We start from the raw sequence: 26,156 nt of genomic DNA on the forward strand, positions 1-26,156 counted from the left end.
AAAAAGAAATAAAGTACCATAATTATATCAGAAAGTGCAATAAAATAAATAAAGTAAGCGGTATCAAAAATGAATGAAGGAGGAAAGAAAGGTATGAAAATAGAACAGGAAATATTAGAAAATACTCCCGCATCGAGCGGAAAAAAGAAAATTGATTTAGGCTATGATTCACAAGGAATAAAAAAAACGATGAGATTTTATCATTATCTTGGAGATGGAGCAGCTACAGTTACATTAAATAGTATAAATGGCCTTGTTGGGATATTAACCTATTTTTATACAGATAAGGTTGGGATAGCTGCTGCAACAGTTGGTACACTTATGTTGGTAACAAGAATTTTGGATGCGGTTGCAGATTTAGTGATGGGAAAAATTGTTGATAGTACCAAGTCTAAATATGGAAAAGCGCGACCTTGGATGTTATGGATGGCAATTCCAGCTCTAGTATCCATTATATTGCTTTTTACAGTACCAGCTGAGGCCTCTTCAACAACCAAGACAATTTATGCTCTAATTACCCTAATAATAGCAACTGCTATCGTTTATGCCGCAGTTGCTATTCCATACAATAGTTTGATGGCAATGCGAACAAAAAGTTCGGAGGAACGTGGAAAGATAGGAATTACTCGTTCTATTTATGGATATATAATGGGTATGATTATAGCTATTGGATTGATTCCAATAACCAATATGCTTGGTGGAGACCAATCTGCTTGGATAAAAGTAGCTGTAGTTATAGGGATAATTTCATGTATTTCATTATTAGTTACATTTGCATCGTCTAAAGAAGAGGCAGTAGAAGCAATCAAAGGTGAAGTGGATGATAATGTTCCTTTTTTTGAAAGCATAAAACTTTTATTTAAAAATAAATATTGGGTTATGATGTTGTTTGCGCAATTATTTATAAATATGACATATATTTTATCAGGATCAACTGGAGTCTATTATACAAAGTATATACTTGGAAATGAAAATTTAGTTGGAATTATGGGAGCTGTGGGGTTAATTCCAGTGATTCTTGGATTTGCTGCAGTTGGACCAATGATAAAAAAATTCGGTCTTGCCAAAACAGCAAGAATTGGAATTGTCTTAGGGATCTTTGCTAGTTTCATTCGTTGTTTTATGCCTTATAGTTTTTCCGCTGCATTAATTCTAGGAGGAATTGGTACATTTGCAACGATACCGATGATGGCAGTAGGTGGAGTTTTAGTTAATAATACAGTTGAATATGGGGAATGGAAGTTTGGCAAAAGGTTAGTCGGGATGGTAAATAGTGCAAATAGCTTTGGGGTGAGAGTTGGAAGCGGTCTAGCAGGTGCTTTAATTGGTTGGATACTAGCATTTGGTAATTATGATGGAACGCTCGAAACACAGCCGGACTCAGCAATTTTCAGTATTTTGGTTGTAACTGTTTATCTTCCATTAATTCTATTTGTTCTTACCTATCTATTTTTGCGTAAATATGATTTGGATGGAAAATACCCTCAGATTATTAAAGAATTAGAAGCACGTAGAAATAAAAAGTAAGCGCTTAATAATATTTGGGAGTATGATTAGTAATAGGAATAGAAGCATCTAGTGGGTACTTTGAAATATGGTATAAATGGAATTGACTTTTAAGGAGAGGAAGAGAAGAATTGCTAATCAAACAAGTTAACGTTAATTCTGGAAGTTTATTAAAAGCTTATATATTGGATAATTCAGCGGAATTTGCAAACATAAGCAAAAGGCCAGCTATTTTAATTTTCCCAGGCGGAGGTTATTATGGTATTTCTGATCGTGAGGCAGAACCGATTGCAATGGCATATTTGGCGGAGGGATATAACGCATTTATCCTCCATTATTCTGTAGGGAAAGAATCTAACTTTACTAATGCGTTTAGCGATGCAGAGAAAGCTCTTTCCCTTATACATGAAAATGCCGATGAATGGAATATTGAAACGAAAAAGGTTGCTGTTATTGGGTTTTCAGCAGGTGGGCATTTGGCTGCATCATTAGGAACAATGGGTAAGCTTAGACCCAGCGCAATGTTATTAGGGTATCCGTGTATTTTAGAAAAATGGAATAGAGGTTTAGCATTCTCTGTACCATCTTTAGAAAAAGAAGTGGATAATCAAACACCGCCTGCATTTTTATTTGCTACTTTTGAAGATGAATTAGTTCCGGTTGAAAATACTATCAGCTTTATGCAAGCATTAAATGAACACAAAATTGCTTTTGAATCGCATATTTTTCAAAAGGGAGTTCATGGACTTTCACTTGCCAAAGGGCAAACGTCTTCAGGATTGAAGAAATTGGTTAATAATGATTTTTCGAAATGGTTTGCTTTAAGTGTATCTTGGTTGAAAAATATAATTGGTGATTTTCCAGCAGATAAAGACAGTAATATTCCTAATGCAAGAGATGTTAATGAGTATTCTATTGAAGTTCGAATCGAATCCCTGTTAAATAATCCAGAATGTCGAGAATTGCTGCAAACTCATCTTCCTATTTTATTAGAAGTCGAGGCTCAAGAAAGTGCGAAGGATTATTCGATAAAAATAGTGAATCAAGGTTTACCTAACGCACTATCTGAAAATCAATTGAATGAATTAAATGACCAATTAAAGAAAATAAAAGTAACGGAGTAATTTTTGTAATTAGATAGAATTCATATAACAAAGTATCTTTCGTAATCATTTTTTACAAAGGATGCTTTGTTTTTGTTTTAAAGGCCATCAAACAAATATGAATGGTTATGTGCGACTCTAATTTGTTGATTTTTCAATTTAAAGGTATAATTTGGTCTATATTAAAGATAAGGTGAATTAAAAATGAGTAAATTTCAAAAGTCATATGAGAATATCACGATTATTTTACAAGATTCAACTAAAATCCCTATTTTATTATGGATTAGTCTTGTTTATATTGCAGCTCTATTACTTCAATCGTTTGATCATTTGTCCATAATAAATAATATTATTTTTACTTGTGCTATGATAGGGCATTGTCTTGCTTATTGGTATTCAAAAACATGGAGTCGAATTTATCCCTGGCTTTATGTAATAAGCCAAGGATTTTTAATCTTCTTATCCGCATTTTGGATACCAGCAGGATCCCCAGCTATTTTAATTGGTTTACTGCCAATAATTATTGCACAGAGCATAACAGTTTTTGAAAGCAAACTAAAGATTTTTATATTTTTTATTATTTTTTATGGCCTGTTCTGTATAGAGATAGTTTTAAGTTATGGATCAGAAGAATTACCGATATTTATCCCTATTTTATTCATCATATTGACCATTGTAGTTTTTTATACGGTTATTTATAATAGGCAGGTCAATGCGAGACTGCGGATGGAATACTATTTAAAAGAGCTAGAAACGGCTCATAAGGAAGTGGAAAAACTAACACTTGCTAATGAGAGACAGCGAATGGCTAGAGATTTACACGATACATTAGCTCAAGGAATTGCGGGCTTTATTATGCAATTAGAAGCAATCCAAGTTTATATAGACAATGGAAATAAGGAAAAGTCACAGGAAATTGTTCTAAAATCTATGCAGCAAGCACGAGAAACATTAAAGGAAGCAAGAATTGTTATTGATAATTTACGATATAATTCCAATACTAGCCAAGGGGATTTTAATAGTATCGTATTGGGGAAAATTCAAAAGTATAAGGAAGCAACTTCTGCAGAGATTACTTACACAATAGATCGCTTTCCTCCATTATCAACATTTATACTGGAACACAGTGTCCATATAGTAAGTGAATGTTTGACAAATGTTATAAAGCATTCCCAAGCGACACAAGTGAAAATACATATTAACAAAGTGGAAAAGCAAATGGTTATTAAAGTAGAAGATAACGGTGTTGGTTTTGCGGCAAATATGGTTGGCAAACACACTGGGAAATATGGTTTGTTAGGTATAACGGAAAGAGTTAGATTATTAGGTGGAAAAGTGGATGTCAAAAGTATAAAAGGAAAAGGGACGACTATTTTGGTAGAAGTCCCAATCTAAATGGAAGTGAGAGGAAACGTCCTGTATAATGTACTAATTGTTGATGATCATTTAGTGGTAAGAGAAGGATTAAAATTAATGATAGAAACAAATGATATGTTTCGTGTGATAGGAGAAGCAGAAAATGGAGAAATAGCACTTCATTTAATAGAAGAACTATCACCTGACGTAATCTTAATGGATTTAAATATGCCTATCCTGAGTGGATTAGACACGATAAAAAAATTAAACGAAAGAAATATTTCCATTCCTGTGATCATTTTAACTACATATAATGAAGATAATTTAATTCTAGAAGGAATCAATTTAGGGGCAAAAGGTTATTTACTGAAAGATACTACTAGAGAAAATCTATTCAGGACTATTGAAGCTGCTGTGAAAGGGGAAACCCTTTTGCAGCCTAATATATTGAATACAATCTTAAATTTTAAGGATACTCAAAAGAATAATCAGAAATCTAGCCAATCTATCCTTACTGATAAAGAAACTTTTATTTTACAAGCCATAGCAAAAGGATTTCGAACAAAAGATGTTGCTTTTGATATGGGAATTGCAGAAAGAACAGTGAAGGCGCATTTAACAAATATTTATAATAAATTAGGAGTAAATACTAGGACAGAAGCTGTAGCAATATCTATTGAGAAAGGTTATATTCATCTATAAATTCCAAACTATGCCCAATCGTACATTCGGCAATTGCCCAAATGTACGATTTTTTTTATTTTCTTTTTCTGTAGTATAAAGGCAGAACATATGGAACTAATAGACGAAAGGGGATTTATATGGCAAAATTTCTTTATAGTATAGGCGAATGGGCCTTTAATCATAGAAAAAAAGTATTAAGTGGTTCACTGATTATCCTAGTTAGCATGGTGATTATAGCTTTAAGTGTGAAACCATCGTTTCAGAATGAAATCACTATTCCAGGTACTAAATCAGAAGCTGCAGGTGAATTATTGAAGGAGGAATTTCAGACTGGTGAATCTCCTGAAAATGGCCAAGTTCAATTAGTCATGAAGGCACCAAAAGGGAAAACTTTAGAAACAGACGAAGTAAATGAACAAATTAAAGAAACGCTCAACGATATTAAAAGAGACAAGAAAGTAACAGAAGTAGCTACACCTTCAGAGCTTGGAAATCTTAATGAATCAAAAGAAATTGGTTACGCTACAGTAACATTTAAGATTCCTGCCGATGAAGTATCAGAGGAATCTAAGGAGAATATCTTAGAAAAAATAGAGCAGACACGTGGAGAAGGGATAGAAACAGAAATTGCAGGTAATGTTGCCTTTTCGGAAATGGAAATTGGTGGAATTACTGAAGTTATTGGGGTTGCAATTGCATTTCTAGTACTAGCCATCACATTTGTCTCATTCTTGGTAGCTGGACTGCCAATTATTACAGCAGCTATTGGTTTAGGCATTGGGTTAATGATGATTATGATTGGGACAAAGTTTTTTGAGATTACCTCCTTTTCTTTATCATTAGCTGCTATGCTTGGACTTGCTGTTGGAATTGATTATGCATTATTTATCATTTCACGCTTTAGACAACAATTGCAAAAAGGCAATTCAGTTAAGAAGGCGATAGCAATTGCAACAGCTACGGCTGGTAGTGCAGTTGTGTTTGCAGGACTGACTGTTATTATTGGTTTATTGGGCTTGGCAGTAGCGAAGATTCCCTTTCTTACTGCAATGGGAATAGCAGCCGCAGTTTGTGTGTTAATCGCAATTATAATTGCAACAGTTTTGGTTCCGGCGTTATTAGCAATATATGGTGATAAAGTCCATCCTTCTAAGAAAAATAAATTAATAGGAAAATTTTCGAAAGAGAATAAGGAAAGTTCCTTAACAAGTAAGTGGGGGAAGATGCTTTCTTTACATCCAATGATCATCTCTATATTAAGCATCGCTTTTCTTCTTTTTGTTACTATTCCATTTTTTCATATGGAATTAGGATTGCCTGATAATGAAACAAAATCAGAGAAAACAACGGAAAGACGAGCATACGATTTGTTATCGGAAGCATATGGACCTGGTTATCATGCATCTTTAATTGTTATTGCTAAAGTAAGTGAAAAAACAGAGAATGCTGAACAAGCATTAACAGATGTTACAAACAAAATAAGTGAGCTAGAAAACGTGAAAGCCATTAGTCCGGCAATACCTAGTCCGTCTGGAGAAATCTTTATGATTAATGTAACACCAGAGACAGGGCCGAATGACGTCAAAACGAAGGATTTAGTTCATTCTATTCGAAATCATTTTAGTGAAATGGAAAAGGAATATTCTACAGAACTATTCGTAACAGGAGCAACGGCTGTTAATATTGATATCTCTGATAAGTTAAATGAAGCATTGCCGATCTTCTCTATACTGATAGTTGGATTAGCTTTTATATTACTAGTAGTTGTTTTTCGATCAATTCTAGTACCACTAAAGGCAGTTCTTGGTTTTATATTATCGTTGGGAGCTACTCTTGGTTTTGTGGTATTTGTAGTTCAAGATGGAAACTTTCTACAATTATTTGGATTTAATGCTGCGAATCCAGTGTTATGTTTCTTACCCGTCATTGTAATTGGAATTTTATTTGGATTAGCGATGGATTATGAAGTTTTCTTAGTAAGTAGAATTCGTGAGGAATATTCCCATTCCGGTGATGCAAAAAAAGCAGTATTAGTAGGTTTACAAGATAGCGGAAGAGTTGTTATTGCAGCTGGGTTCATAATGATGGCAGTATTTGCTGGCTTCATGCTTGCCCCTGACCCTATTATTAAGTCAATGGGATTTGCCCTTACCTTTGGAGTTCTCTTTGATGCTTTTATCGTCAGAATGACAATCGTACCAGCTATTATGATTTTAATGGGGAAAACAGCTTGGTATTTACCAAAATGGCTTGATAAGATTCTTCCAAGAATAGATATAGAAGGGGAATCCATTATGCAAGAGACGGAAGAAAAAGATGTCGAAAGTAATTTAGTGACAGATAAGTAAAGAGTAATAAACATTTATAAGAAGAGATGGAGGAATTGCTCCATCTTTTTTGCTTCCTTCTTTATTCAAAAGTAAAATAAAATCATCGTTATGTAATTTGAATTATCTAAATAGTAATAAAGCTTAGCAGGGAGAAAGTAGCTGATGTTTATATTTACTAAATTGAATATGGTTATATTAAATATTGCAAAGGAGTACTTATATGTCTATTGATATAAATTGTGATTTAGGTGAAAGCTATGGTGCTTATCGAATTGGGAATGATGAAACAATTATCTCCTATGTAACTAGTGTAAATATTGCTTGTGGTTTTCATGCAGGTGATCCAACTACCATGAGAAAAACGGTGAATCTTGCACTGGAGAATAAAGTGGCGATTGGTGCCCATCCAGGCTTTAATGATGTTCTTGGCTTCGGGAGGAGAGAAATAAATATATCACCCAATGAAGTATATGATATAGTCATTTATCAAATAGGAGCATTAGAAGCATTTGTGAAAGCAGAGGGCGGAACCTTGCAGCATATAAAGCCACATGGTGCGTTATATAATATGGCTGTGAAAGATGGACGACTGGCTGATGCGATTGCCAAAGCTATTTACAAGATAAATCCTGCGTATATTCTATTCGGTTTAGCGAACAGTGAATTGATTAGAGCGGGGAAACGCTATGGCTTAAAAACTGCTAACGAGGTATTTGCAGATCGAACTTATCAATCAGATGGAAGTTTAACACCACGTACACATAAACAAGCTCTTATCGACTGCCCTAAACAGGCAGCTAAACAGATAATTGATATGATTAAGAATAAAAAGGTTACCTCTGTACAAGGTGAAGAGATACCTATTCAAGCAGATACCATATGTATTCATGGTGATTCTACCCATGGTATATCCATTGTAAAAGAAGTAACATCTACGTTACTTCAATCGACAATAACCATCCGCAATTTTATGGAGAAAATATAAGTATTTGAATTTAGCATTGCTAAAAAACCCCCTCAACTAGGATGTTGGAAACTAACTACAATAAAAGAATTTAGTTACAATTAATGATTTAATGAAATGAATAGAAAATTAATCAATTTTTAAAGAAAAAACTGGAATTTTTATTACGTTAAGATGTATAATATATTTCATTGGTGTTACAATAAATTAGTTTTGTAATTGCTTTGTAACAAAAAAGATAAATACTTTAGGATAATAATAATTAAATGAAGAACTCGCAAGAAATACATACTTACTATTTAATAATGGAATAAAAAATGCTCTCTGGAATTTTAGTAATAGGAGTTTTTTGATTGTTATCTGTCCGTTGATTCACTGGTTTTGTTAGGGGTGGGGGAAATGGGTTCGATTGAAGAGCTCTATGAAACATATAGTCAAGAATTAATTCATTTTCTGATCTATTTAGGGGTGAAAAAGGAAGAGGCAGAAGATTTAGTACAAGAAGTTTTTATAAGACTGTTAAAAACAAAGTGTCTCTTTAAAGGAGAAAGTAGTGAACGAACCTGGCTATATACGATTGCGAAAAATATTGCCATTGATCATTTTCGAAAACAAAAAAATTCCTATACCTTTGATTGTGAAATACCTAGTCATATAAAGGATGAACAGGCACTTCCTGATGAAGTTGCGATGAAGAAAGAACAGCTTGATTGGATTAATCATTTACTTTGTTGTTGTACAGAAGATCAAAAAAAGGTAATTTATTGTAGATATTTAAAAGAAATGTCTATAGGAGAAACAGCTTTGAATTTGGGCTGGTCTGAAAGTAAAGTGAAAACGACACAGCATCGGGCTTTAAAGCTGCTGAAAAAGAGTTTAGTAAGCATATGAAATTTGCACGGTAACAGAAGGAACTAAATGACTTAGGGAGAAATTTAACTTTTCCTTACATTAAAAAAGTGGAGGATTTCCTCCACTTTTTTTGTTTATTTTATTCCTTTCATCTTGTTTTGAATCATAGGTGATAACAAGAAAAGGATAATACTTAAGATAATAGCTACTCCACCAAGAATACCGAAATATGCAACTTCAGATATTTTTGTGAATAATGGAGCGATTTGTGCATTTAGTGCTTGTGCAGCTGCACTGGATAAGAACCAAAGGCTCATTGTCTGTGCAGAGAAAGCAGCTGGTGCCAGTTTAGTTGTTGCAGACAGGCCGACTGGAGATATACATAGCTCCCCAACTACTACAAGGAAATAGCTTAATACTAACCATAATGGGCTAACTAATGTATTTACTCCGCCTAAATAGGCTGGTAACATCATAATGATAAAGGATAAACCGGCAAACAATAAAGCAATTGAAAACTTCTTAGATACAGAAGGTTGACGATTTCCAAGCTTAACCCAAATCCATGCAAATACTGGTGCAAATATAATAATGAACAATGGATTGATGGATTGGAAAATAGTTGGTGAAAGACTAAATCCGCCAAACTCTAATTGTGTTCGTTTATCAGCATAGGCGGCAAGAATGGTTGATCCTTGTTCTTGAATCGCCCAGAACATAACGGCAGCTAAAAAGAGTGGGATATAGGCAATCAGTCTTGATCGTTCATCACGAGTAGTTTTTGGACTGCGATACATAACAATGAAATAAATAGCTGGAATTAAGAAGCCGAGAATTCCGACAATTGTGACAAATGATTCGAAAGTTAAGATTTTCAATGGAATTAAAATAGCTAGAATGATGGCAAGGACCACTATGCTAATACCGATAGAAGAATATACTTTTTTCTTTTCGTTTTTAGATAATGGATTTGGCACAATTGTACCAGCAAGTCCTAAATTTTTCTTCTTTGTCATCATGAATACTATTAATCCACATAACATACCAATTGCTGCTAGTCCGAAACCAAGATGGAAACTATAATTCATTCCGATTTCTCCAACAATAATTGGTGATAGGAATCCACCCAGATTAATTCCCATGTAGAAGATACTAAAACCAGCGTCACGGCGCGCATCCTCAGGACTGTACATTTCTCCAACAATACTTGATACATTTGGTTTTAATAATCCTGTTCCGATTACAATTAAAATCATGGAAATAAAGAACATGGTAATACTACCCGGCACAGCTAATACAATATGACCAAGCATAATGAAAATACCGCCATAGAAAACGGCCTTACTTGTCCCAAATATCCTATCTGCAAACCATCCACCGATTATCCCAGACATATAAACAAGTGAACCGTAGATAGATACAATGGCAATCGCCGTACCCTCGGAAATACCTAATCCGCCTTTAGATACTTCATAGTACATATAATAAACTAGGATGGCTCTCATCCCATAGTAGGAAAATCTTTCCCAAAATTCTGTAAAGAAAAGTGTGAACAACCCTTTAGGGTGACCAAAAAATCCCTTTTGGGGAACACTGTCCACAATTTTCTGTTTATTTAAATCTGACATTAAAGAAACCTCCTCTATTATTTTAATATAATACTGAAAAGATACTAGATTTGTCAAAAAAATTTTTGTTAGAACATAAAATTGGAATAAATTGTGGCTTTTTAGAGTCTGAATTCATAATAATCATTTTATTATGAAAAATATTAATGTTTTTAATATAATTATTTTTAAACTTTAAGTAAGGAGTTTTAATTAGATACGAAGTATATGCATAAAAAATAAGCAGAAGGAAGCATACTAAAAAAAACGAGTTGGTGAGGACGGGTGCAACAATTCAATGAGCAATCATATAGATATAAAAAGATGAATATGTCTATTATTAGAACAAATTATTTAAGAGTAAACAATCCTTTGATGCCACTATGGTGGGCTCTTGCCATGCCAGGTACTGGTCATATTATGGTTGGGAAGTTTCTGATAGGAATGCTTTTATTTATATGGGAATTTTTGATTAATACACAGGCGCATTTAAATTTAGCTATTTTGTACTCCTGTATTGGTAAATTTCAATTAGCTGCTGAATCGCTGGATATAAGATGGTTTTTTTTCTATGTAGGAATTTATATTTTTAATGTATGGGATGCATACAGAATAACTACGGATATTAATCAAATTTCGCTGTTAGCTAAAGAGGAAAGATATCCACTAATGCCATTTGTTATCCATCCATTGGAAATCAATTATTTGCAGCGAGTAAATAAATGGGTTCCAGTATTTTGGTCCATCATTACTCCAGGTCTTGGTCATTTAATTCTTAGAAACTTTTTAACTGGTTTATTTTTATTAGTTAGTCATTTAATCATACTCTACCACTCAAGAGCATTAGAAGGAATTTATTTCACTTGCAGAGGATTATACGGTTTAGTTTCCTCCACCTTAAACGTAGAATGGCTTCTGTTTCTGCCGTCCATTTATCTATTTGCTGCATGTGATACATATTACCATGCCATTGAAATGAATCAACTGTTTAAACTAGAGCAGAGCCATTATCTTGAACAAAAATATTCTTTTTATCTTAAAAGAAACTTTAAAATAAAGGACAATAATCCATGAATATTATCTCCGTCTTTGATCATTCCTTAAAAGTCGAATTGGTACTACATGAATTAGAAAAGCATCATATTCGCAAGGAAGATATATTTGTATCATCTCTTAATAAAAAAGGGGTAGAGAAAAAATATATGGATCCTTTCAATGCAGATGGTTTTAATATGTTCTTTGTTGCTAGTGTGAGTATGATTATGATGCTTTTGGGTACCATCTATGGATTTGTTCTTTATTTAGGTCCAATTCTCTGGGGATTAATTGGTTTAATAGTGGGAATTTGTATTACCATTCCGGTAGATTACTTGTATAAGCGGTGGAGAAATAAAGAAAAGATAAAACCAAGTAAAGCGGAGTTAATTATCGTTATTCATTGTGAGGAGTCTAAAGCAGCTTTAATAGAAAGTCTATTGTACCAATATCATACAATTGGGTTAGTTAAAATATAAAAAAAGGAATCTAAATTTATAGACTCCTTGTTACTATTTATCCACGTATTGCTTTAATTGCTTCCTCACGGTTAGGATTGTTATAAATAAATGATCCAGCAACAAGAACATTCGCGCCTGCCTCTTTGACTAATACAGCAGTTTCAGTATTAATACCACCATCTACTTCAATATCAAGTGTTGGATTTAAAAGATCTGCTAACTGACGTACTTCTTTAATTTTAGGAAGGACATTAGGAATAAAAGCCTGTCCGCCAAAACCAGGATTAACTGTCATTAATAGAACCATGTCAATATCTTCGATAATATGCTTAATCATTTCTACTGGCGTACTTGGATTTAATACTACTCCAGCCTTTACGCCCTGTTCTTTTATTAATTGAATAGTACGATGCAAGTGGCGAGAGGCCTCTACATGTACGGTGATGATATCAGCACCAGCCTTCGCGAATGCTGGAATATAAGCATCTGGATTTTCAATCATTAAATGAACATCTAACGGCAAAGTTGTCACAGGACGAATTGCTTCCACAATAAGTGGGCCAATAGTTATATTTGGTACAAAATGACCATCCATTACATCCACATGAATGTAATCAGCGCCACCTCGTTCTACATCTTTCACTTCATCCCCTAGCTTAGCAAAATCAGCGGAGAGAATGGAGGGTGCAACCTTAATCATTTGTATGCCTCCCTTTCTTAATCTATGTATTACATCAAAATTATAGCAGATTGTGAGATATCGAACAAGCGGATTGGATGCGCTTGCTTGTTTTTATGAAAGGTGAGAATGAAAAATTGTAGCCACTTCGTTTGTATAAGAGGATAAATAGAAGTGGCTATCCATAAGTGAATCTCATCATGGAGAATAATTATAGTTTAGTTATGATTTCTTTTTGAATATCAGCTGGTGCTGCAGCGTAATTTGTTGAAATACATGTAATAAGCATTTCTTTATTCTTGTAGAAAGGTTCTTTGTTTTTATTATAATAAAAACGAACACTTTCTTCTTCTTTAAAAAATTCTTTCCCGATTTTTAATAGAGTAGTAACGGGTAGTTTCTCAAAGGAAACAGTGCTTATTTCTTCTTTTTTAGCAACTACAGGCTGTTCTTGGTCTGTATTCTTAAATTCGCTCACCAATTTTTTAAGAACTTTTTCTTGTGAGATTACTTGTTTCAAAAGTTTTTTACGAACTCTTTTTTTCTTCGATTGAAGTCCAAAAGTTTCTAATATATAGTGATGTAATTCTGTATTTTGTGTTACTTCTTCTTGCATCTTACTCATTGTATCCATTGCAAAACTCCTCTAATCTTTTCTTTCACCACTAAATCCATAGAAAATAGGGATTTGGCACTGAATCATTATATACTAAACTGTTAAAAGTACAAAATTTACTTCGGTTAACGAAATAAAAATCTATAAAAATTAGGTTGCAAATTTAGAAAAGAAGGCATCAAAAGCCTTCTTTCCTTTATCCACGTTCTTCAAATAGGCGGACAATTTCTACGATTACATTTGTCGCTTTTACCATGTTATCGACAGAAATGAACTCATATTTACCATGGAAGTTCTCTCCACCTGTAAAAATATTAGGAGTTGGCAGTCCCATATAAGATAACTGTGAACCATCTGTACCACCGCGAATTGGTTGAACAATTGGTGTAATACCGAGATTTACCATTGCTTGATAGGCTACATCCACAATTTCTTTTACGGGTTCAATTTTTTCCCGCATATTGTAGTATTGGTCGTTTAGTTCCAGTTTTACTGTTTCGGCACCATACTTTTCATTTAACTCCGCTACAATTGTCTGCAGGATTCTTTTTCTCTCTTCAAAAGAAGTACGATCAAAATCGCGGATAATATAAGCAAGCTTTGTTTCTTCCACGTCTCCCTCAAAGGATAGTAAATGATAAAAACCTTCATAGCCCTCCGTATATTCAGGTGCCTCATTTGCTGGTAAGCGGTTTTGTAATTCCATCGCTATTTTCATACTATTAACCATTTTTCCTTTTGCTGTACCAGGATGAACATTCGTTCCCTTCACTGTGATTTTTGCGCCAGCAGCATTGAAGCTTTCATATTGCAATTCGCCTAATGGCCCGCCATCAACAGTGTAAGCAAAATCAGCATTAAAGGCTTTTACATTAAATTTATGTGGACCTCTGCCGATTTCCTCATCTGGTGTAAAGGCCACTCTAATTTTACCATGTTTAATTGCTGGGTTTTCTTTTAAGTAAATAAGAGCTGTTACAATTTCAGCAATACCTGCTTTGTTATCTGCTCCTAGTAAGGTTGTGCCATCCGTTGTTAACAAAGTGTGTCCTACGTAATTTTTTAATTCTGGAAAATCTTTCGGAGATAAAACGATATGTAAATCTTCGTTTAAGATAATATCCTCCCCATCATAATTTTCCACTTTTTGTGGACGAACATTTTTACCTGTAAAATCAGTAGCGGTATCTAAGTGTGCAAGGAAGCCGATTGTCGGCACTTTTTTCTCAGTATTTGCTGGCAAAGTTGCCATCACATATCCGTTTTCATCAATCGTTACTTCTTCCATACCAATTTCTTTCAGCTCTTCCACCAATAAATTGGCTAATGTTAATTGTCCTGGTGTAGACGGACATTCTAAATTATTCTCATTTGATTGGGTATCGACAACTGCATACGATACAAAACGATTTATTATATTTTCTTTCATGCGATTCAACTCCTTTATCAGATAGTTTGATTTTATCATAGGAGGAATGAATAAGACGAATATTGTGAATTTATGCTAAAAAGTCTCCCATTTCAGTTGTCGTTGGTAAATAGGTATGTTCACAATTATGTTGAATTTAGTGGAGGATTGATGCTTTATTTACAGAGCTTTTTAGATAGAATATAGTTAATAGGTTTGAAAAAGGAGATTGAGAATGAAAAGAAAAAATAGACCGGTTATTATATTTAGTGTAATTGTGTTAATTATTATTATTGGTATCGCAGCTATATGGACACTAAAGAGTAAGGATAATGACGCGATTGAAGACATACAGAAAATAAATGCATCAGCTACTTTTAATCAACAGGAGGAAGAATATATCGTTTATTTCTGGCAAGCCACTTGTACATACTGTAAACAAATAGAAAAAGATGTTCTTTCTTTTAGCAATAATGGTGAAATACCTATTTATGTTGTAGATATGCAGGACGAAAAAAATGAATCGAGCTGGTATGACTGGGAAGAGCATCATAAAAAGTATGACCAAGTAATTGGGAAAATCGAAGACGGGAAAGAAGTATGGAATGAGGGCATAAACATAGAGAATTTCCAAAATGATAAAAATACTGCTTGGGGAATTGTCGCGAACGAAGAAAACCAAATCATTGCAACACATAATACTGCTTTCGGAAACGAAGTACCAGAAAACGCGGAAGAAATTGAGATTACAGGAACACCAACGATGATAAAAATCAAAGATGGGAAATTTGCAGCATATGCAGTCGGTGTAGAAGAAACTGTAGAACTGCTAGGAAAATAACAGTAAAGAAGCTTTAAGATAGGGTGAACCTGTCTTAAGCTTCTTTTTTGATGAAGAGCGATAAATTGCAGCATTCGGAGGGAAGTGGTGTTCATAAAAGGGATGAAAGCCAAAAAGTAGAGCGGGAAAAAGAAAAGTGGCATTCATTAAAAGGATGAAAGCCCAAAAAACAAAAACATTCAGAAAAGTAGTGTTCATAAAGGGAATGAAAGCCAAAAAGTAGGGCGGGAAAAAGAAAAGTGGCGTTCATTAAGAGGATGAAAGCCCAAAAAACAAAAACATTCGGAAAAGTAGTGATCATAAAGGGAATGAAAGTCAGAAAGAAGAAGGTAAAAGAGAAAAGTGGCGATCATCAAAAGAATGAAAGCAAAAAACAGAAGCATCCGGGGAAGGTGGTGTTCATCAAGCAAAAGAAAGCAAAAACAACCTCATTACTCACTAAAAAACAAAAATAAACGTAAGCGTAACAGAGATATACATCATATTCTTTCTCTTTTGATAGGAATAGTCTTTAAAAAAATAAATAAAAACAAATAAACTATTTCAAAAATAAACAAACATATTATATAATGTATTTGGGGTATAAAAAAACAATTTGTGAAGGGAGAAATATTAATGGTACAGAATTTATGGAATAATGAAAAGGCTTCTCAGTTAAATAAGGGATTAGAAGAACTTGTATATCGTTCTAACTTAATTGGGACAGATCGAGCAGTATGTAATTGGGGTGGCGGTAATACTTCTATGAAAACAACCGAAAAGGATTTCCGTGGAAGAGACATAGAAGTAATGTGGGTAAAAGGAAGTGGTTCAGATTTAGCAACAATGAAAGCGCATAATTTTACTGGTCTAAAGCTAGAGGATATAAAACCGTTAATGGAAAGAGAAGAAATGTCAGATGAGGAAATGGTTGCTTATCTATCTCATTGTATGATTGATAGTTCTCATCCAAGGGCATCTATTGAAACTTTATTACACGCATTTTTACCGTATAAACATGTAGATCATACACATCCCGATGCCATTATTAGTATTTGCTGTGCTGATAATGGAAAACAAATTGCCGAAGAAATATATGGGAATCGTTTCGTTTGGGTTCCGTATATTCGTCCTGGATTCACCTTATCTAAAATGATTGCAGAAGGGGTGAAGAATAATCCAAATGCAGAATTAGTATTAATGGAGAAACATGGTCTTGTTGTTTGGGGAGAAACTGCCGAAGAAAGCTATAACAAAACAATTGCGATTATTAACGAAGCGGAAAACTATATTCATAATAAAATAGAAGAGGAGCAAGTATTTGGCGGAGAACAATATCCTGCTTTAAATGAAGAAGAGGCAGAAGAAATTTTAAGCCAAGTAATGCCAGTAATCCGCGGTGCGGTTAGTGGAGAAAAACAAATGCTGTTAACCTACGATAGAGGGGCTGATGTGCTTCAATTTGTAAATAGTAAGGATGCCAAAACCTTATCACAAATTGGTGCAGCATGCCCAGATCATCTTGTACATACGAAAAGACAGCCTTTATATATTGAATGGAATCCAACAACGAAAGATATTGCTAGTTTAAAAGAAAAAATTAAATCAGGTGTAGCAGAATTTAAAAAAGAATATACATCGTATTTTGATAGAAACAAAGAGACTGGAGATCAAATTTCTGAAACTGCTCCGCGTGTTATTCTAATACCTGGCATTGGGATGGTTAATACTGGGAAGACACTAGCTATGGCAGAAGTAAGCGGTGCTTTATACCGCCGTGCAATTTCTGTTATGAAGGGAGCTACAGCCTTAGGTAATTTCGTCTCGTTGAATGAAAATGAATCATTTAAAATAGAGTATTGGCCACTAGAATTGTATAAATTATCCCTTGCCCCGAAAGAAGCTGAATTCTCTCGTAAAGTCGCATTTGTTACAGGTGGAGCTGGCGGGATAGGCAGTGAAACATGTCGACTATTTGCAGAGCAAGGGGCACATGTTGTTATTGCAGATCTTAATATAGAAGGTGCCGAAAAGGTTGCAGCAGAAATAAATGAGAAGTATGGTTCCGTGAGAGCATTAGCCGTTAAGATGGATGTCACGAAAGAAGATGCGGTGAAAGAAGCATACAAGAAAACAGCTCTTACCTTTGGAGGGGTGGATATCATCGTCAATAATGCTGGTCTTGCTACCTCTAGCCCATTTGACGAAACGTCTCTACAAGAATGGAATTTAAACTTAAATGTTCTTGGTACAGGGTATTTTCTAGTTGCAAGAGAAGCGTTCAAACAAATGAAGGAACAAGGACTAGGTGGAAGTATGGTCTTCATTGGTTCTAAAAACTCTGTCTACGCAGGGAAGAATGTTACGGCCTATAGTTCGGTAAAAGCAATGGAAGCGCATCTTGCACGATGTATTGCAGCAGAGGGAGGAGAATTCGGTATACGTGTTAATACTGTCTTACCTGATGCCGTATTACAAGGATCCGCTATTTGGGGCTCTAAGTGGCGTGAAGAGCGAGCAGCTAACTATGGAATTGAACCAGATCAACTAGAAGAACATTATAAAAAACGGACCACTTTATTGGTAAATATTTTTCCAAAGGATATAGCGGAAGCGATTTGTTATTTCTCTTCCTCCAAAGCGGAGAAAACTACTGGATGCATGCTGACAGTAGATGGAGGAGTTCCAGCAGCCTTTACTAGATAATATTGGTTGGATTATTATCCTAATTTGTTCTTTTGAGAGGCTCAAAGAGATAAAGATAAGCATAAAAGAAGTGTGATTTCCATGAAAATCACACTTCTTTTTAATGTTAAATAAGGTAATATATGTTAAAATATTCATGGATGTTTATTAAACTAACGGATAAAAATTGCTTAAAAGTTGTTTTGTATTAAGACGAGGGAAATGAGGACATCTCTTTTGAAATAGTAACTAACGAATGACTAAAATATTTTTCTAGCTAATACCAACAATTAATGGAAGGTCAATTTGATTAAGTGGACATACCATTTGTGATGTTTCTCCTATTAGTCCTCTAAAGCCAGGGAATATTATATTTACAAAGGGGAGTAGGCGTTTATGAAAAGAATATTTTATAGTATCCTAATTCTTTTTCTATTAAGTGCATGTTCAAAAGGAGGGGGAATGAAAACGGAAGAGGAAATAGTCGATACAAATAATGTGAAGATTCCTAGTACCATTTTTTATTCTGACAAACAAAATAGTGTCATTGATGAAGAAGAAATGAAATCAAGCATAAAAACATACTTAGACACCCATGAAGAATTATATCTTGCTAGTTCCCCTTTTCAAGAGATAATAGATGAAGAAAAAGAATTAACGAAAAGTGATTTAGAGAAGTTAAAGCAAATTAACAGGCTTACAAGAGAAAATGATGAAAACTTTTTAAACTATATCTCACAAAATACATTACCCCAAGGTTATCAAGAAGAATCCGAAAGAATAAGTAGATATATTATAAGTTTAAATGAGATGCTAAATGAATTAGATACAGTGCTCGACCAACTTACAGACGACCTGAATGAAGATGTCATTCCTACAGTAAACATGGCCTCTTTAAATAAAAGAAGTAATGTAGTAAACGGAAGAGAACAGAAAAAAATAGAAGAGTTTTTGGAAAATAAAAATATCAAGACTAAAGCATTTAGACAGGAGCAATAAGAAAACAGCAGATTAGAAATGGAAAGAGGGCTATCCTTTAAAATAGAATGGCAATACAGATAAAGCAGCTTAGCTTCTTTTATAGGGAGAGCTGCTTTATGTATGCACGGTTTACAGTTGAACTTTCTGTGTGCTAGCGTTAATTCCTCCCCACCTTATTTATCAAAAAATATGTACTTTTCCTCGGAATAGTTGCTAAACCATTCTGTACCTCTCATAATAATCAAAGATAGTTAAATTAGGAGGCTGACCTTCTTGGATCATGTTGTAATGGAACAATTAAGGAAGTTAACAGAGGAAGAAATAAGCATTGTTCAGCAAAAACAAGGGGTAATGAAAGACATCTATACCAGTCAAAGTAATTTTATAATAGAAAGTGAAAAGTTTTTGCGTAATGATAAAATGATAGCGGTTAGAAAGCATACACGTTTTATTGATTTTCCTAAACATAAGCATAATTATATTGAGATTAATTATGTCGTAAATGGTCAGTTGAAGCAGAAAGTCGGGAATGATGAAATCGTGCTGAAAAGAGGAGAACTCCTATTTTTAAATCAGCACATAGAACATGAAATAGAGGCATGTGATAAGGAAGATATCGTCGTTAATTTCATCATTCAGCCGCCATTTTTTCAATTTATATTTCAATATTTACATGAAGAAAATAAGCTGACAGATTTTTTAATTAGTAGTTTATTTAAACATAAAGAGAGTGGTCAGTATTTATATTACAAGGTTTCAGAGGTCATAGAAATCCAGGATATAATTGGGAAACTATTAAAAGAAGAAAGTAATAATTCCATTTTATCTGAATCGACGATGAAGCTTTATATGGGATTATTAATGATTGAACTGATAAAAAATACTGATAAGATTCAACAAAATGAAGGAGTAACACAAGATCAGTATGTAGTCATAGAGGCTTTGACTTACATTGAAGAGCACTATCAGCTAGGGACACTGAATGAACTTGCTGGACACCTTCACCAATCAACGTCTTCATTAAGTAAAAATATTAAGAAAGCAACAGGCTATACTTTTAAGGAATTGCTGCAGGAAAAGCGACTGAGCGAAGCAAAGAATCTATTAGAGACAACTGATCTTCCGATTAAGAGAATTGTAGAAGAAGTAGGGTATGATAATATAAGTTATTTCTATCGGATATTTAAAGAAAAATATGGCATGACGCCAAAAGCGTTTCGATTGAAACTAGCAAAATAGTAATTTGCTAGTTCTTTCTTTGTAATCTCATTCCTTTTATAAAACAATGAACGAGATATGGAAAATAAGGACAATAAAAAAGAAAAGTGCGTTATTTTATTTAAAAATGAAACCCGTTACAATATCCTTAAGAAAACGTTTTCTAATTCCTTTTCAAGGAGAGGTGTAAATGATTAGATATACACTGGCAGTAGATATTGGAGCCTCAAGTGGTAGGCTTATTCTCGGGTCTGTTCAATTAGAAAAATTAGAACTGAAAGAAATTCACCGTTTCGACAATAAGATGATCAAAAAAGGACAGCATTATTGTTGGGATATAGATATGATATTTTCGGAAATAAAAAAAGGAATTAAAAAATGTAATGACATAGGAATTACTCCTGAAAGTATTGGTATCGATACATGGGCAGTAGATTTTGTATTACTAGATGAAAAGGGGGAACTTTTAACAGATGCTGTTGCTTATAGGGACGATCGAACGGATGGCATGATGGAAGAAGTATTCCAGAAAATAATGAAAGAAAGATTGTATTTAGAAACGGGAATTCAATTCCAAAAATTTAATACTATTTATCAGTTATATTCGTTAAAAAAGACACAGCCAGAAGTATTCGCACAAGCGAAAACCTTTTTAATGATACCTGATTATTTACACTATTTATTATCAGGTATTGCAGTGAATGAATACACCAATGCTACTTCGACACAGTTATTAAATGCTTTCACCAAAAAATGGGATAAAACGATACTTGATATATTAGAGATCAATAAAGAAATATTCCAAGAAATTAAAAAGCCAAATACGATTCTTGGGAATTTAAGACCAGAATTAGTGGAAGAGTTTGGCTTTGATATGAAAGTGATTTTGCCAGCGACTCATGATACAGGTTCAGCAGTAATTTCAGTTCCAGCTTTTAACGATACAATCTATATCAGTTCGGGGACATGGTCATTGATTGGGGTGGAAAATAGATTTCCAATTTGTGTGACAAAGGCTTTAGATTATAACTTTACTAATGAAGGAGGAATTGATTATTGCTATCGTTTCTTAAAGAATATTATGGGACTATGGATGATACAGGAAGTCAGACGCAATTATAATAACCAATACTCTTTTGCCAAGTTTGTTGAATTAGCAAAAGAGGCACAAGGTTTTTCAAGTATTGTAAATGTAAATGATAATCGTTTTCTAAAGCCTGACAATATGGTAGAAGAAATTCAGAACTATTGTCTAGAAACAGGACAGCAAGTTCCGACAACACCTGGAGAAATAGCGAAATGTGTTTATGATAGTTTAGTAGATAGCTATGTTACAGCGATAAATGAGATAGAAGAAATTTTTGAAAAAACTTTTCCGAGTATTAATATTATTGGCGGCGGCTGTCAGAATGAAATGCTAAACCAGCTACTTGCAGAAGCGTCTCAGAAGGATGTATATGCTGGACCGATAGAAGCGACAGCAATTGGGAATATTGTTTCTCAATTCATCGCATTAGGAGAAATAGATAGTTTATCAGAGGCTAGACAAATGATAAAGCAATCATTTGAGATAAAAGCATATAAAGCTGCGGAAGATGTAATCAAATAAAAGGAGGATACAATCATGTCGGTTAAAGAAAATTTTGATCTAGCAAAAAAACAATATGAGCAATGGGGAGTAAATGTAGAAGAAGCATTAGAAAAGCTAAAGAATATTCCGATTTCCATCCACTGCTGGCAAGGGGATGACATTGCTGGATTTGAAGTAAATCAAAGAGAATTATCTGGTGGTATTGATGTAACTGGGAATTATCCTGGGAAAGCAACGAATCCGGAGGAATTAAGAAGCGATTTAGAGAAGGCGCTCTCGCTTATTCCTGGTAGACATCGCGTGAATCTCCATGCTATTTATGCAGAAACCAATGGGCTAGCCGTAGAAAGAGATGAGTTAGAGCCAAAGCATTTTGAAAATTGGGTGCAATGGGCAAAAGAAAATGGCTTAGGGCTGGATTTTAATCCGACTTTATTCTCCCATGAAAAAGCAGCTGATGGATTAACGTTAGCTCATCCAGATCAAGAAATTCGTGATTTTTGGATTCAGCATTGTATTGCTAGTCGGAAAATTGCTGAATATTTCGGGAAAGAGCTCGGAACACCGGCATTAACGAATATATGGATACCGGATGGCTACAAAGACATTCCAAGCGACCGTTTAACCCCAAGAAAAAGATTAAAGGATTCCTTAGATAAAATTTATGCTGTAGAAACAGATGAACGCTATAACTTAGATGCAGTAGAAAGCAAGGTTTTTGGAATTGGTTCGGAATCTTATGTAGTAGGTTCCCATGAATTTTACTTAGGCTATGCCTTGAAAAATAATAAATTATGCCTCATGGATACAGGCCATTATCATCCAACCGAGACTGTTTCGAATAAAATTTCTTCCATGCTTTTATTTAGCGATAAATTGGCATTACATGTATCGCGGCCAGTAAGATGGGACAGTGACCATGTTGTTATTTTAGATGATGAACTGAAAGAAATTGCTGTTGAAATAGTACGTAATGATGCATTGGATAAAGTAATTATAGGTCTTGATTTCTTTGATGCAAGCATTAACCGAGTAGCAGCATGGACAATTGGTACAAGAAATATGATTAAAGCTCTTTTAAATGCATTATTGCTTCCAAATGATAAATTAAAACAATTACAAGAGGAAGGAAATTTCACAGAGAGATTGGCATTAATGGAAGAATTTAAAACATATCCATTTGGGGCAATATGGGATTACTATTGTGAACAAATGGATGTACCAGTGCGTGAATCTTGGCTGAGTGAAGTGAAAGTGTATGAGGAAGAAGTTCTTTCCAAAAGATAAAATATAAAGGAATCGCTCTCACCATGAGAGTGGTTTTTTTATGGTTTAAAGATGGAATTGCATGTTGGATACTTGTTTTTTCTTTTCACTGTAAATGTTTCCATGTATAATGATACATACAGTTTTTTCCTTTGGAGGTGTGGTTTTTGAAGCGGTTACTGTATGTATATATGTTTGTTTTTATATTATTTGGTATTTATTTTTATTATTCTCATTTGTATAATGCTTTAGATGATAATAACGGTATGAAAAGAGAGCGCTTACAAGGTGCAGTTAATGACGAGTACGTGATGGTAACCTTTCTGGCAGGGATGGATTACTGGAAGTCGGCATTAAAGGGATTTGAGGACGCAGCTAATGAATGGAATGTGTCTGTTGCTTATAGAGGGGGAACACAATATGACCTGCATGAGCAAATTACTATATTAGAGCAAGTGATTGCCAAGAAGCCTGCAGGGATTGCTCTTTCTGCCATAAATCCAAATAATCTAAATACTACCATTGATAAAGCTGTGGAGATGGGGATTCCAGTTGTTTTGTTCGATTCTGATGCACCATTAAGCAAAGCATCAGCCTTTTTAGGCACTAACAATTATGAAGCGGGTGTAAAGGCAGCAGGTAAGCTGGCATCTCTTATAAATAAAAAGGGAAAAGTAGCCGTTATTACGCTGCCAGATCAGTTAAACCATCAAGAAAGAACAAAAGGGTTTGTGGAAACCATTAAATCAAACTATCCGAATATAGAAGTGGTGCAAGTCCGAAACGGAGAAGGCGATCAACTGAAATCGGAAAAAATAGCAAAAGAGATAATAAAAAAATATCCAGATATTAAAGGGATATTTGTAACAGAAGCGAATGGGGGAGTCGGGGTAGCAGATGCAGCAAAAGATAACAAGGAGATAAATGTAAAGATTATCAGCTTTGATGTAGACAGAAAGACATTAGATAACATAGAAAATGGAACTATATCTGCAACCATTGCTCAGGGGACATGGAATATGGGCTATTGGTCCATGCAGTTTCTCTTTAAACTGCATCAGAAGGACATCATTAGCGACCCTCATGGCCTGCCTCCTTATGTGGATACAGGAATTACCATTGTTACAAAGGATAATGTGAAAGAATATTATGCCGAATATACAAAGTAAGGAAGAAAGGTTTAGATAAATGTTCGCGAAATTAGGGAAAGTTAATGATTTTTCACTAAGAGATAAATTGATTGCTTTGTTTTTACTAATTAGTATTATCCCAGCCATTGGTCTAGGCTTATTAGTCGGTGTAACAGTGGAAAAAATTTTAGGAGAACAGGCAACAAAAAATACCTTGCAATTAATCAATCAAGTAAATACGACATTAGAGTCGTCCATAACGAATGTACAAAATGTAAGTTATCTCATTTCGATGGATGCACAAATTAAGACGTTTTTTTCCTCAGATCGAAAGGAAGGAAACGAGACGGATCAAAGTTATTCCATTCGCCAAAAAATGCAAGGGTTTACATCCTTATATCCAGAAATTGCAGGAATCCTATTAATCAATAAGGAAGGAAAATATATTAGTAATGAACTTTATGCAGAGGATAGAGTGGATTTGACAAAGGAGGAATGGTATAAAGAGGCAGTCCGGAATAAGGGGATCTTTAAAATTATTGGGAAGCCTGAAAAGCGTCATATTATCAGTCAAATTAATTACAAGGATGAAGATGTGGTGACTGTAGTGAGGGCAATTGTCGATAGAGATACACAAGAAATAACCGGTGTCTTATTAATCGATTTAAAGTTAAGAGTCATTGGAGAAGCGATGAATAATGTCCATATTGGATTATCGGGATTTTTAACTGTAATAGATGAAAATGGCAAAGAGATTTATTCTACTTCTAATAGTGAAGCACTCGAGATTCCAGAAACGATTTTATTAGAAGACGATTGGGGGGCTTATAAAAAGGTAGTAGATGGAGAGAAGATGGAGTTTATTTATCAAAGAACCCCTTTTTCCAATTGGACAACAGTTGGGATATTTCATTCGGATGAATCAGTAGCAGAAGTAAAAGAAATTCAATTGTATTTGTTCTTTTTTGTATTTTTTCTGTGTTTTGCCGGTATAACGGTGTCTTATTATTTTTCTCATTCAATTTCCAATCCGATCATTGAATTAATGACGATGATGAGAAAAATTGAAGATGGCCAGATGGAAATCCGTTATAAGGGGAAACGAAAAGATGAGATTGGCAGACTTGGAAAAACATTTAATCATATGATTACAAAGATTAATAGTTTAATAACATTAACAGAAATGCAAGAAAAACAAAAGAGAGAAGCAGAATTAAGAAGCCTGCAAGCACATATAAAGCCACATTTTCTATACAATACATTAGATACTATTAATTGGATGGCAAGAAAGCATGGGGCAAAAGATGTTGCAGAGGTAGTTGCATCATTATCTTCCTTTTTCAGAATTGGTTTAAGTAAGGGCAATGATATGATTCCCTTAAAAGACGAAATGAAGCATATTCAAAGTTATCTTATGATTCAAAAGGCAAGATATCAGGAGAAATTAAGTTATGAAATTATATATGATTCTAATTTGACAGAAGTAACAATCCTTAAGTTGGTCCTTCAGCCTATAGTGGAGAATGCCATTTATCACGGAATAAAAGAAAGAAGAGGACCTGGAAACATAAACATCTCTGCTATTCAAGAAAATGCGTGCTTACTTTTAAAAGTAACGGATGATGGAAAAGGCATGGAAGAGGAGGAGTTACATGCACTAAGAGAAAAACTAAATACGCTTGTGATCTTAAAAAAGGAAAGGAAGGAACAGATAAATTTTGGCTATGGCATGATGAATGTACAAGCAAGAATTAAACTTACATATGGAGACGCGTATGGTCTAGCAATTGATAGTGAGCATGATAAAGGAACAACAGTAGCGATAAAACTTCCCATGAATCTAGAGGAAAAGAAGGAGTGAGAA

General features: G+C 34.3%; 22 protein-coding genes. 18 read left to right on the forward strand and 4 right to left on the reverse strand.

All coding sequences use genetic code 11. The features are described from left to right. The first annotated feature begins 93 nt into the window (after window positions 1-93). From NSQ89_RS04060 to NSQ89_RS04090, 7 genes are all read left to right on the forward strand, one after another. The gene (locus NSQ89_RS04060; RefSeq protein ID WP_303982661.1) at window positions 94-1,527 is read left to right on the forward strand and encodes an MFS transporter; all 1,434 of its coding nucleotides are present in this window, start codon (window positions 94-96) and stop codon (window positions 1,525-1,527) included. 110 nt (window positions 1,528-1,637) lie between these two features. Then, the gene (locus NSQ89_RS04065) at window positions 1,638-2,630 is read left to right on the forward strand and encodes an alpha/beta hydrolase (RefSeq protein ID WP_341132279.1); all 993 of its coding nucleotides are present in this window, start codon (window positions 1,638-1,640) and stop codon (window positions 2,628-2,630) included. Between the two features lie 183 nt (window positions 2,631-2,813). Next, entirely contained in the window at window positions 2,814-4,004 is a 1,191-nt protein-coding gene (locus NSQ89_RS04070; RefSeq protein ID WP_303982667.1) for a sensor histidine kinase, read from the forward strand. Then, the gene (locus NSQ89_RS04075; RefSeq protein WP_341132280.1) at window positions 4,005-4,667 is read left to right on the forward strand and encodes a response regulator transcription factor; all 663 of its coding nucleotides are present in this window, start codon (window positions 4,005-4,007) and stop codon (window positions 4,665-4,667) included. It abuts the gene before it with no gap. A gap of 119 nt (window positions 4,668-4,786) precedes the next feature. Next, a complete protein-coding gene (locus NSQ89_RS04080) occupies window positions 4,787-6,997 on the forward strand; it encodes an MMPL family transporter (RefSeq protein WP_341132281.1) in 2,211 nt (736 codons plus the stop codon). Window positions 6,998-7,199: 202 nt separating this feature from the next. Continuing rightward, window positions 7,200-7,964 carry a LamB/YcsF family protein gene (locus NSQ89_RS04085; RefSeq protein ID WP_341132282.1) on the forward strand — a complete coding sequence of 255 codons (765 nt, stop codon included), beginning with the start codon at window positions 7,200-7,202 and terminating at the stop codon, window positions 7,962-7,964. Window positions 7,965-8,342: 378 nt separating this feature from the next. Next, a complete protein-coding gene (locus tag NSQ89_RS04090) occupies window positions 8,343-8,834 on the forward strand; it encodes an RNA polymerase sigma factor (protein ID WP_095258868.1) in 492 nt (163 codons plus the stop codon). Window positions 8,835-8,929: 95 nt separating this feature from the next. On the opposite strand, the gene NSQ89_RS04095 is transcribed toward NSQ89_RS04090, so the two are convergent. Next, entirely contained in the window at window positions 8,930-10,423 is a 1,494-nt protein-coding gene (locus NSQ89_RS04095) for a peptide MFS transporter (protein WP_061797367.1), read from the reverse strand. A gap of 264 nt (window positions 10,424-10,687) precedes the next feature. Between NSQ89_RS04095 and NSQ89_RS04100 the strand changes: the two genes are divergently transcribed. Continuing rightward, window positions 10,688-11,476, forward strand: a complete 789-nt coding sequence (locus tag NSQ89_RS04100; RefSeq protein WP_047942389.1) for a hypothetical protein — start codon at window positions 10,688-10,690, stop codon at window positions 11,474-11,476. Further along, a complete protein-coding gene (locus tag NSQ89_RS04105) occupies window positions 11,473-11,916 on the forward strand; it encodes a hypothetical protein (RefSeq protein ID WP_047942388.1) in 444 nt (147 codons plus the stop codon). The genes NSQ89_RS04100 and NSQ89_RS04105 overlap by 4 nt, the downstream gene beginning before the upstream one ends. 37 nt (window positions 11,917-11,953) lie before the next feature. Here NSQ89_RS04105 and rpe read toward each other — a convergent pair whose 3' ends face one another. From rpe to pepT, 3 genes are all read right to left on the reverse strand, one after another. Next, window positions 11,954-12,598 carry a ribulose-phosphate 3-epimerase gene (gene rpe, locus NSQ89_RS04110; protein WP_047942386.1) on the reverse strand — a complete coding sequence of 215 codons (645 nt, stop codon included), beginning with the start codon at window positions 12,596-12,598 and terminating at the stop codon, window positions 11,954-11,956. Window positions 12,599-12,788: 190 nt separating this feature from the next. Then, window positions 12,789-13,211, reverse strand: coding sequence for a hypothetical protein (locus NSQ89_RS04115; RefSeq protein ID WP_047942385.1), 423 nt, complete (start codon window positions 13,209-13,211; stop codon window positions 12,789-12,791). Between the two features lie 178 nt (window positions 13,212-13,389). Further along, a complete protein-coding gene (gene pepT, locus NSQ89_RS04120; RefSeq protein WP_047942384.1) occupies window positions 13,390-14,622 on the reverse strand; it encodes a peptidase T in 1,233 nt (410 codons plus the stop codon). A 214-nt stretch (window positions 14,623-14,836) separates the two neighbouring features. Here pepT and NSQ89_RS04125 point away from each other — a divergent pair, with 214 nt between their 5' ends. The 9 genes from NSQ89_RS04125 to NSQ89_RS04165 all read left to right on the forward strand — a co-directional run bounded on the left by NSQ89_RS04125 (window position 14,837) and on the right by NSQ89_RS04165 (window position 26,153). Further along, complete coding sequence (locus NSQ89_RS04125) at window positions 14,837-15,442, forward strand: thioredoxin fold domain-containing protein (protein WP_047942383.1); 606 nt, start codon at window positions 14,837-14,839, stop codon at window positions 15,440-15,442. A 239-nt stretch (window positions 15,443-15,681) separates the two neighbouring features. Further along, window positions 15,682-15,897, forward strand: coding sequence for a hypothetical protein (locus tag NSQ89_RS04130; protein WP_047942382.1), 216 nt, complete (start codon window positions 15,682-15,684; stop codon window positions 15,895-15,897). A gap of 160 nt (window positions 15,898-16,057) precedes the next feature. Further along, window positions 16,058-18,127, forward strand: a complete 2,070-nt coding sequence (locus NSQ89_RS04135; RefSeq protein WP_047942381.1) for a bifunctional rhamnulose-1-phosphate aldolase/short-chain dehydrogenase — start codon at window positions 16,058-16,060, stop codon at window positions 18,125-18,127. Between the two features lie 375 nt (window positions 18,128-18,502). Next, complete coding sequence (locus tag NSQ89_RS04140; RefSeq protein ID WP_047942379.1) at window positions 18,503-19,105, forward strand: NDxxF motif lipoprotein; 603 nt, start codon at window positions 18,503-18,505, stop codon at window positions 19,103-19,105. 255 nt (window positions 19,106-19,360) lie between these two features. Next, window positions 19,361-20,326, forward strand: a complete 966-nt coding sequence (locus NSQ89_RS04145; protein ID WP_053215678.1) for an AraC family transcriptional regulator — start codon at window positions 19,361-19,363, stop codon at window positions 20,324-20,326. A gap of 169 nt (window positions 20,327-20,495) precedes the next feature. Then, window positions 20,496-21,914, forward strand: coding sequence for a rhamnulokinase (gene rhaB / locus NSQ89_RS04150; protein WP_341132283.1), 1,419 nt, complete (start codon window positions 20,496-20,498; stop codon window positions 21,912-21,914). Window positions 21,915-21,929: 15 nt separating this feature from the next. Next, the gene (rhaA, locus tag NSQ89_RS04155; protein WP_061797337.1) at window positions 21,930-23,183 is read left to right on the forward strand and encodes an L-rhamnose isomerase; all 1,254 of its coding nucleotides are present in this window, start codon (window positions 21,930-21,932) and stop codon (window positions 23,181-23,183) included. A 146-nt stretch (window positions 23,184-23,329) separates the two neighbouring features. Next, window positions 23,330-24,331, forward strand: coding sequence for a substrate-binding domain-containing protein (locus NSQ89_RS04160; RefSeq protein ID WP_061797334.1), 1,002 nt, complete (start codon window positions 23,330-23,332; stop codon window positions 24,329-24,331). A gap of 19 nt (window positions 24,332-24,350) precedes the next feature. Then, entirely contained in the window at window positions 24,351-26,153 is a 1,803-nt protein-coding gene (locus NSQ89_RS04165) for a cache domain-containing sensor histidine kinase (RefSeq protein WP_047942376.1), read from the forward strand. Window positions 26,154-26,156: the final 3 nt, after the last annotated feature.

Source organism: Niallia sp. FSL R7-0648 (genome assembly GCF_038007005.1).
Lineage (GTDB): Bacteria > Bacillota > Bacilli > Bacillales > Cytobacillaceae > Niallia > Niallia circulans.

Coding starts and splice junctions, on each gene's coding strand:
- NSQ89_RS04140 (WP_047942379.1), top strand. CDS start 18,503: ATGAAAAGAATATTTTATAGTATCCTAATTCTTTTTCTATTAAGTGCA.
- rpe (WP_047942386.1), bottom strand. CDS start 12,598: ATGATTAAGGTTGCACCCTCCATTCTCTCCGCTGATTTTGCTAAGCTA.
- NSQ89_RS04105 (WP_047942388.1), top strand. CDS start 11,473: ATGAATATTATCTCCGTCTTTGATCATTCCTTAAAAGTCGAATTGGTA.
- rhaB (WP_341132283.1), top strand. CDS start 20,496: ATGATTAGATATACACTGGCAGTAGATATTGGAGCCTCAAGTGGTAGG.
- NSQ89_RS04060 (WP_303982661.1), top strand. CDS start 94: ATGAAAATAGAACAGGAAATATTAGAAAATACTCCCGCATCGAGCGGA.
- NSQ89_RS04135 (WP_047942381.1), top strand. CDS start 16,058: ATGGTACAGAATTTATGGAATAATGAAAAGGCTTCTCAGTTAAATAAG.
- NSQ89_RS04085 (WP_341132282.1), top strand. CDS start 7,200: ATGTCTATTGATATAAATTGTGATTTAGGTGAAAGCTATGGTGCTTAT.
- NSQ89_RS04125 (WP_047942383.1), top strand. CDS start 14,837: ATGAAAAGAAAAAATAGACCGGTTATTATATTTAGTGTAATTGTGTTA.
- NSQ89_RS04080 (WP_341132281.1), top strand. CDS start 4,787: ATGGCAAAATTTCTTTATAGTATAGGCGAATGGGCCTTTAATCATAGA.
- NSQ89_RS04070 (WP_303982667.1), top strand. CDS start 2,814: ATGAGTAAATTTCAAAAGTCATATGAGAATATCACGATTATTTTACAA.
- NSQ89_RS04090 (WP_095258868.1), top strand. CDS start 8,343: ATGGGTTCGATTGAAGAGCTCTATGAAACATATAGTCAAGAATTAATT.
- rhaA (WP_061797337.1), top strand. CDS start 21,930: ATGTCGGTTAAAGAAAATTTTGATCTAGCAAAAAAACAATATGAGCAA.
- NSQ89_RS04075 (WP_341132280.1), top strand. CDS start 4,005: ATGGAAGTGAGAGGAAACGTCCTGTATAATGTACTAATTGTTGATGAT.
- NSQ89_RS04115 (WP_047942385.1), bottom strand. CDS start 13,211: ATGGATACAATGAGTAAGATGCAAGAAGAAGTAACACAAAATACAGAA.
- pepT (WP_047942384.1), bottom strand. CDS start 14,622: ATGAAAGAAAATATAATAAATCGTTTTGTATCGTATGCAGTTGTCGAT.
- NSQ89_RS04095 (WP_061797367.1), bottom strand. CDS start 10,423: ATGTCAGATTTAAATAAACAGAAAATTGTGGACAGTGTTCCCCAAAAG.
- NSQ89_RS04165 (WP_047942376.1), top strand. CDS start 24,351: ATGTTCGCGAAATTAGGGAAAGTTAATGATTTTTCACTAAGAGATAAA.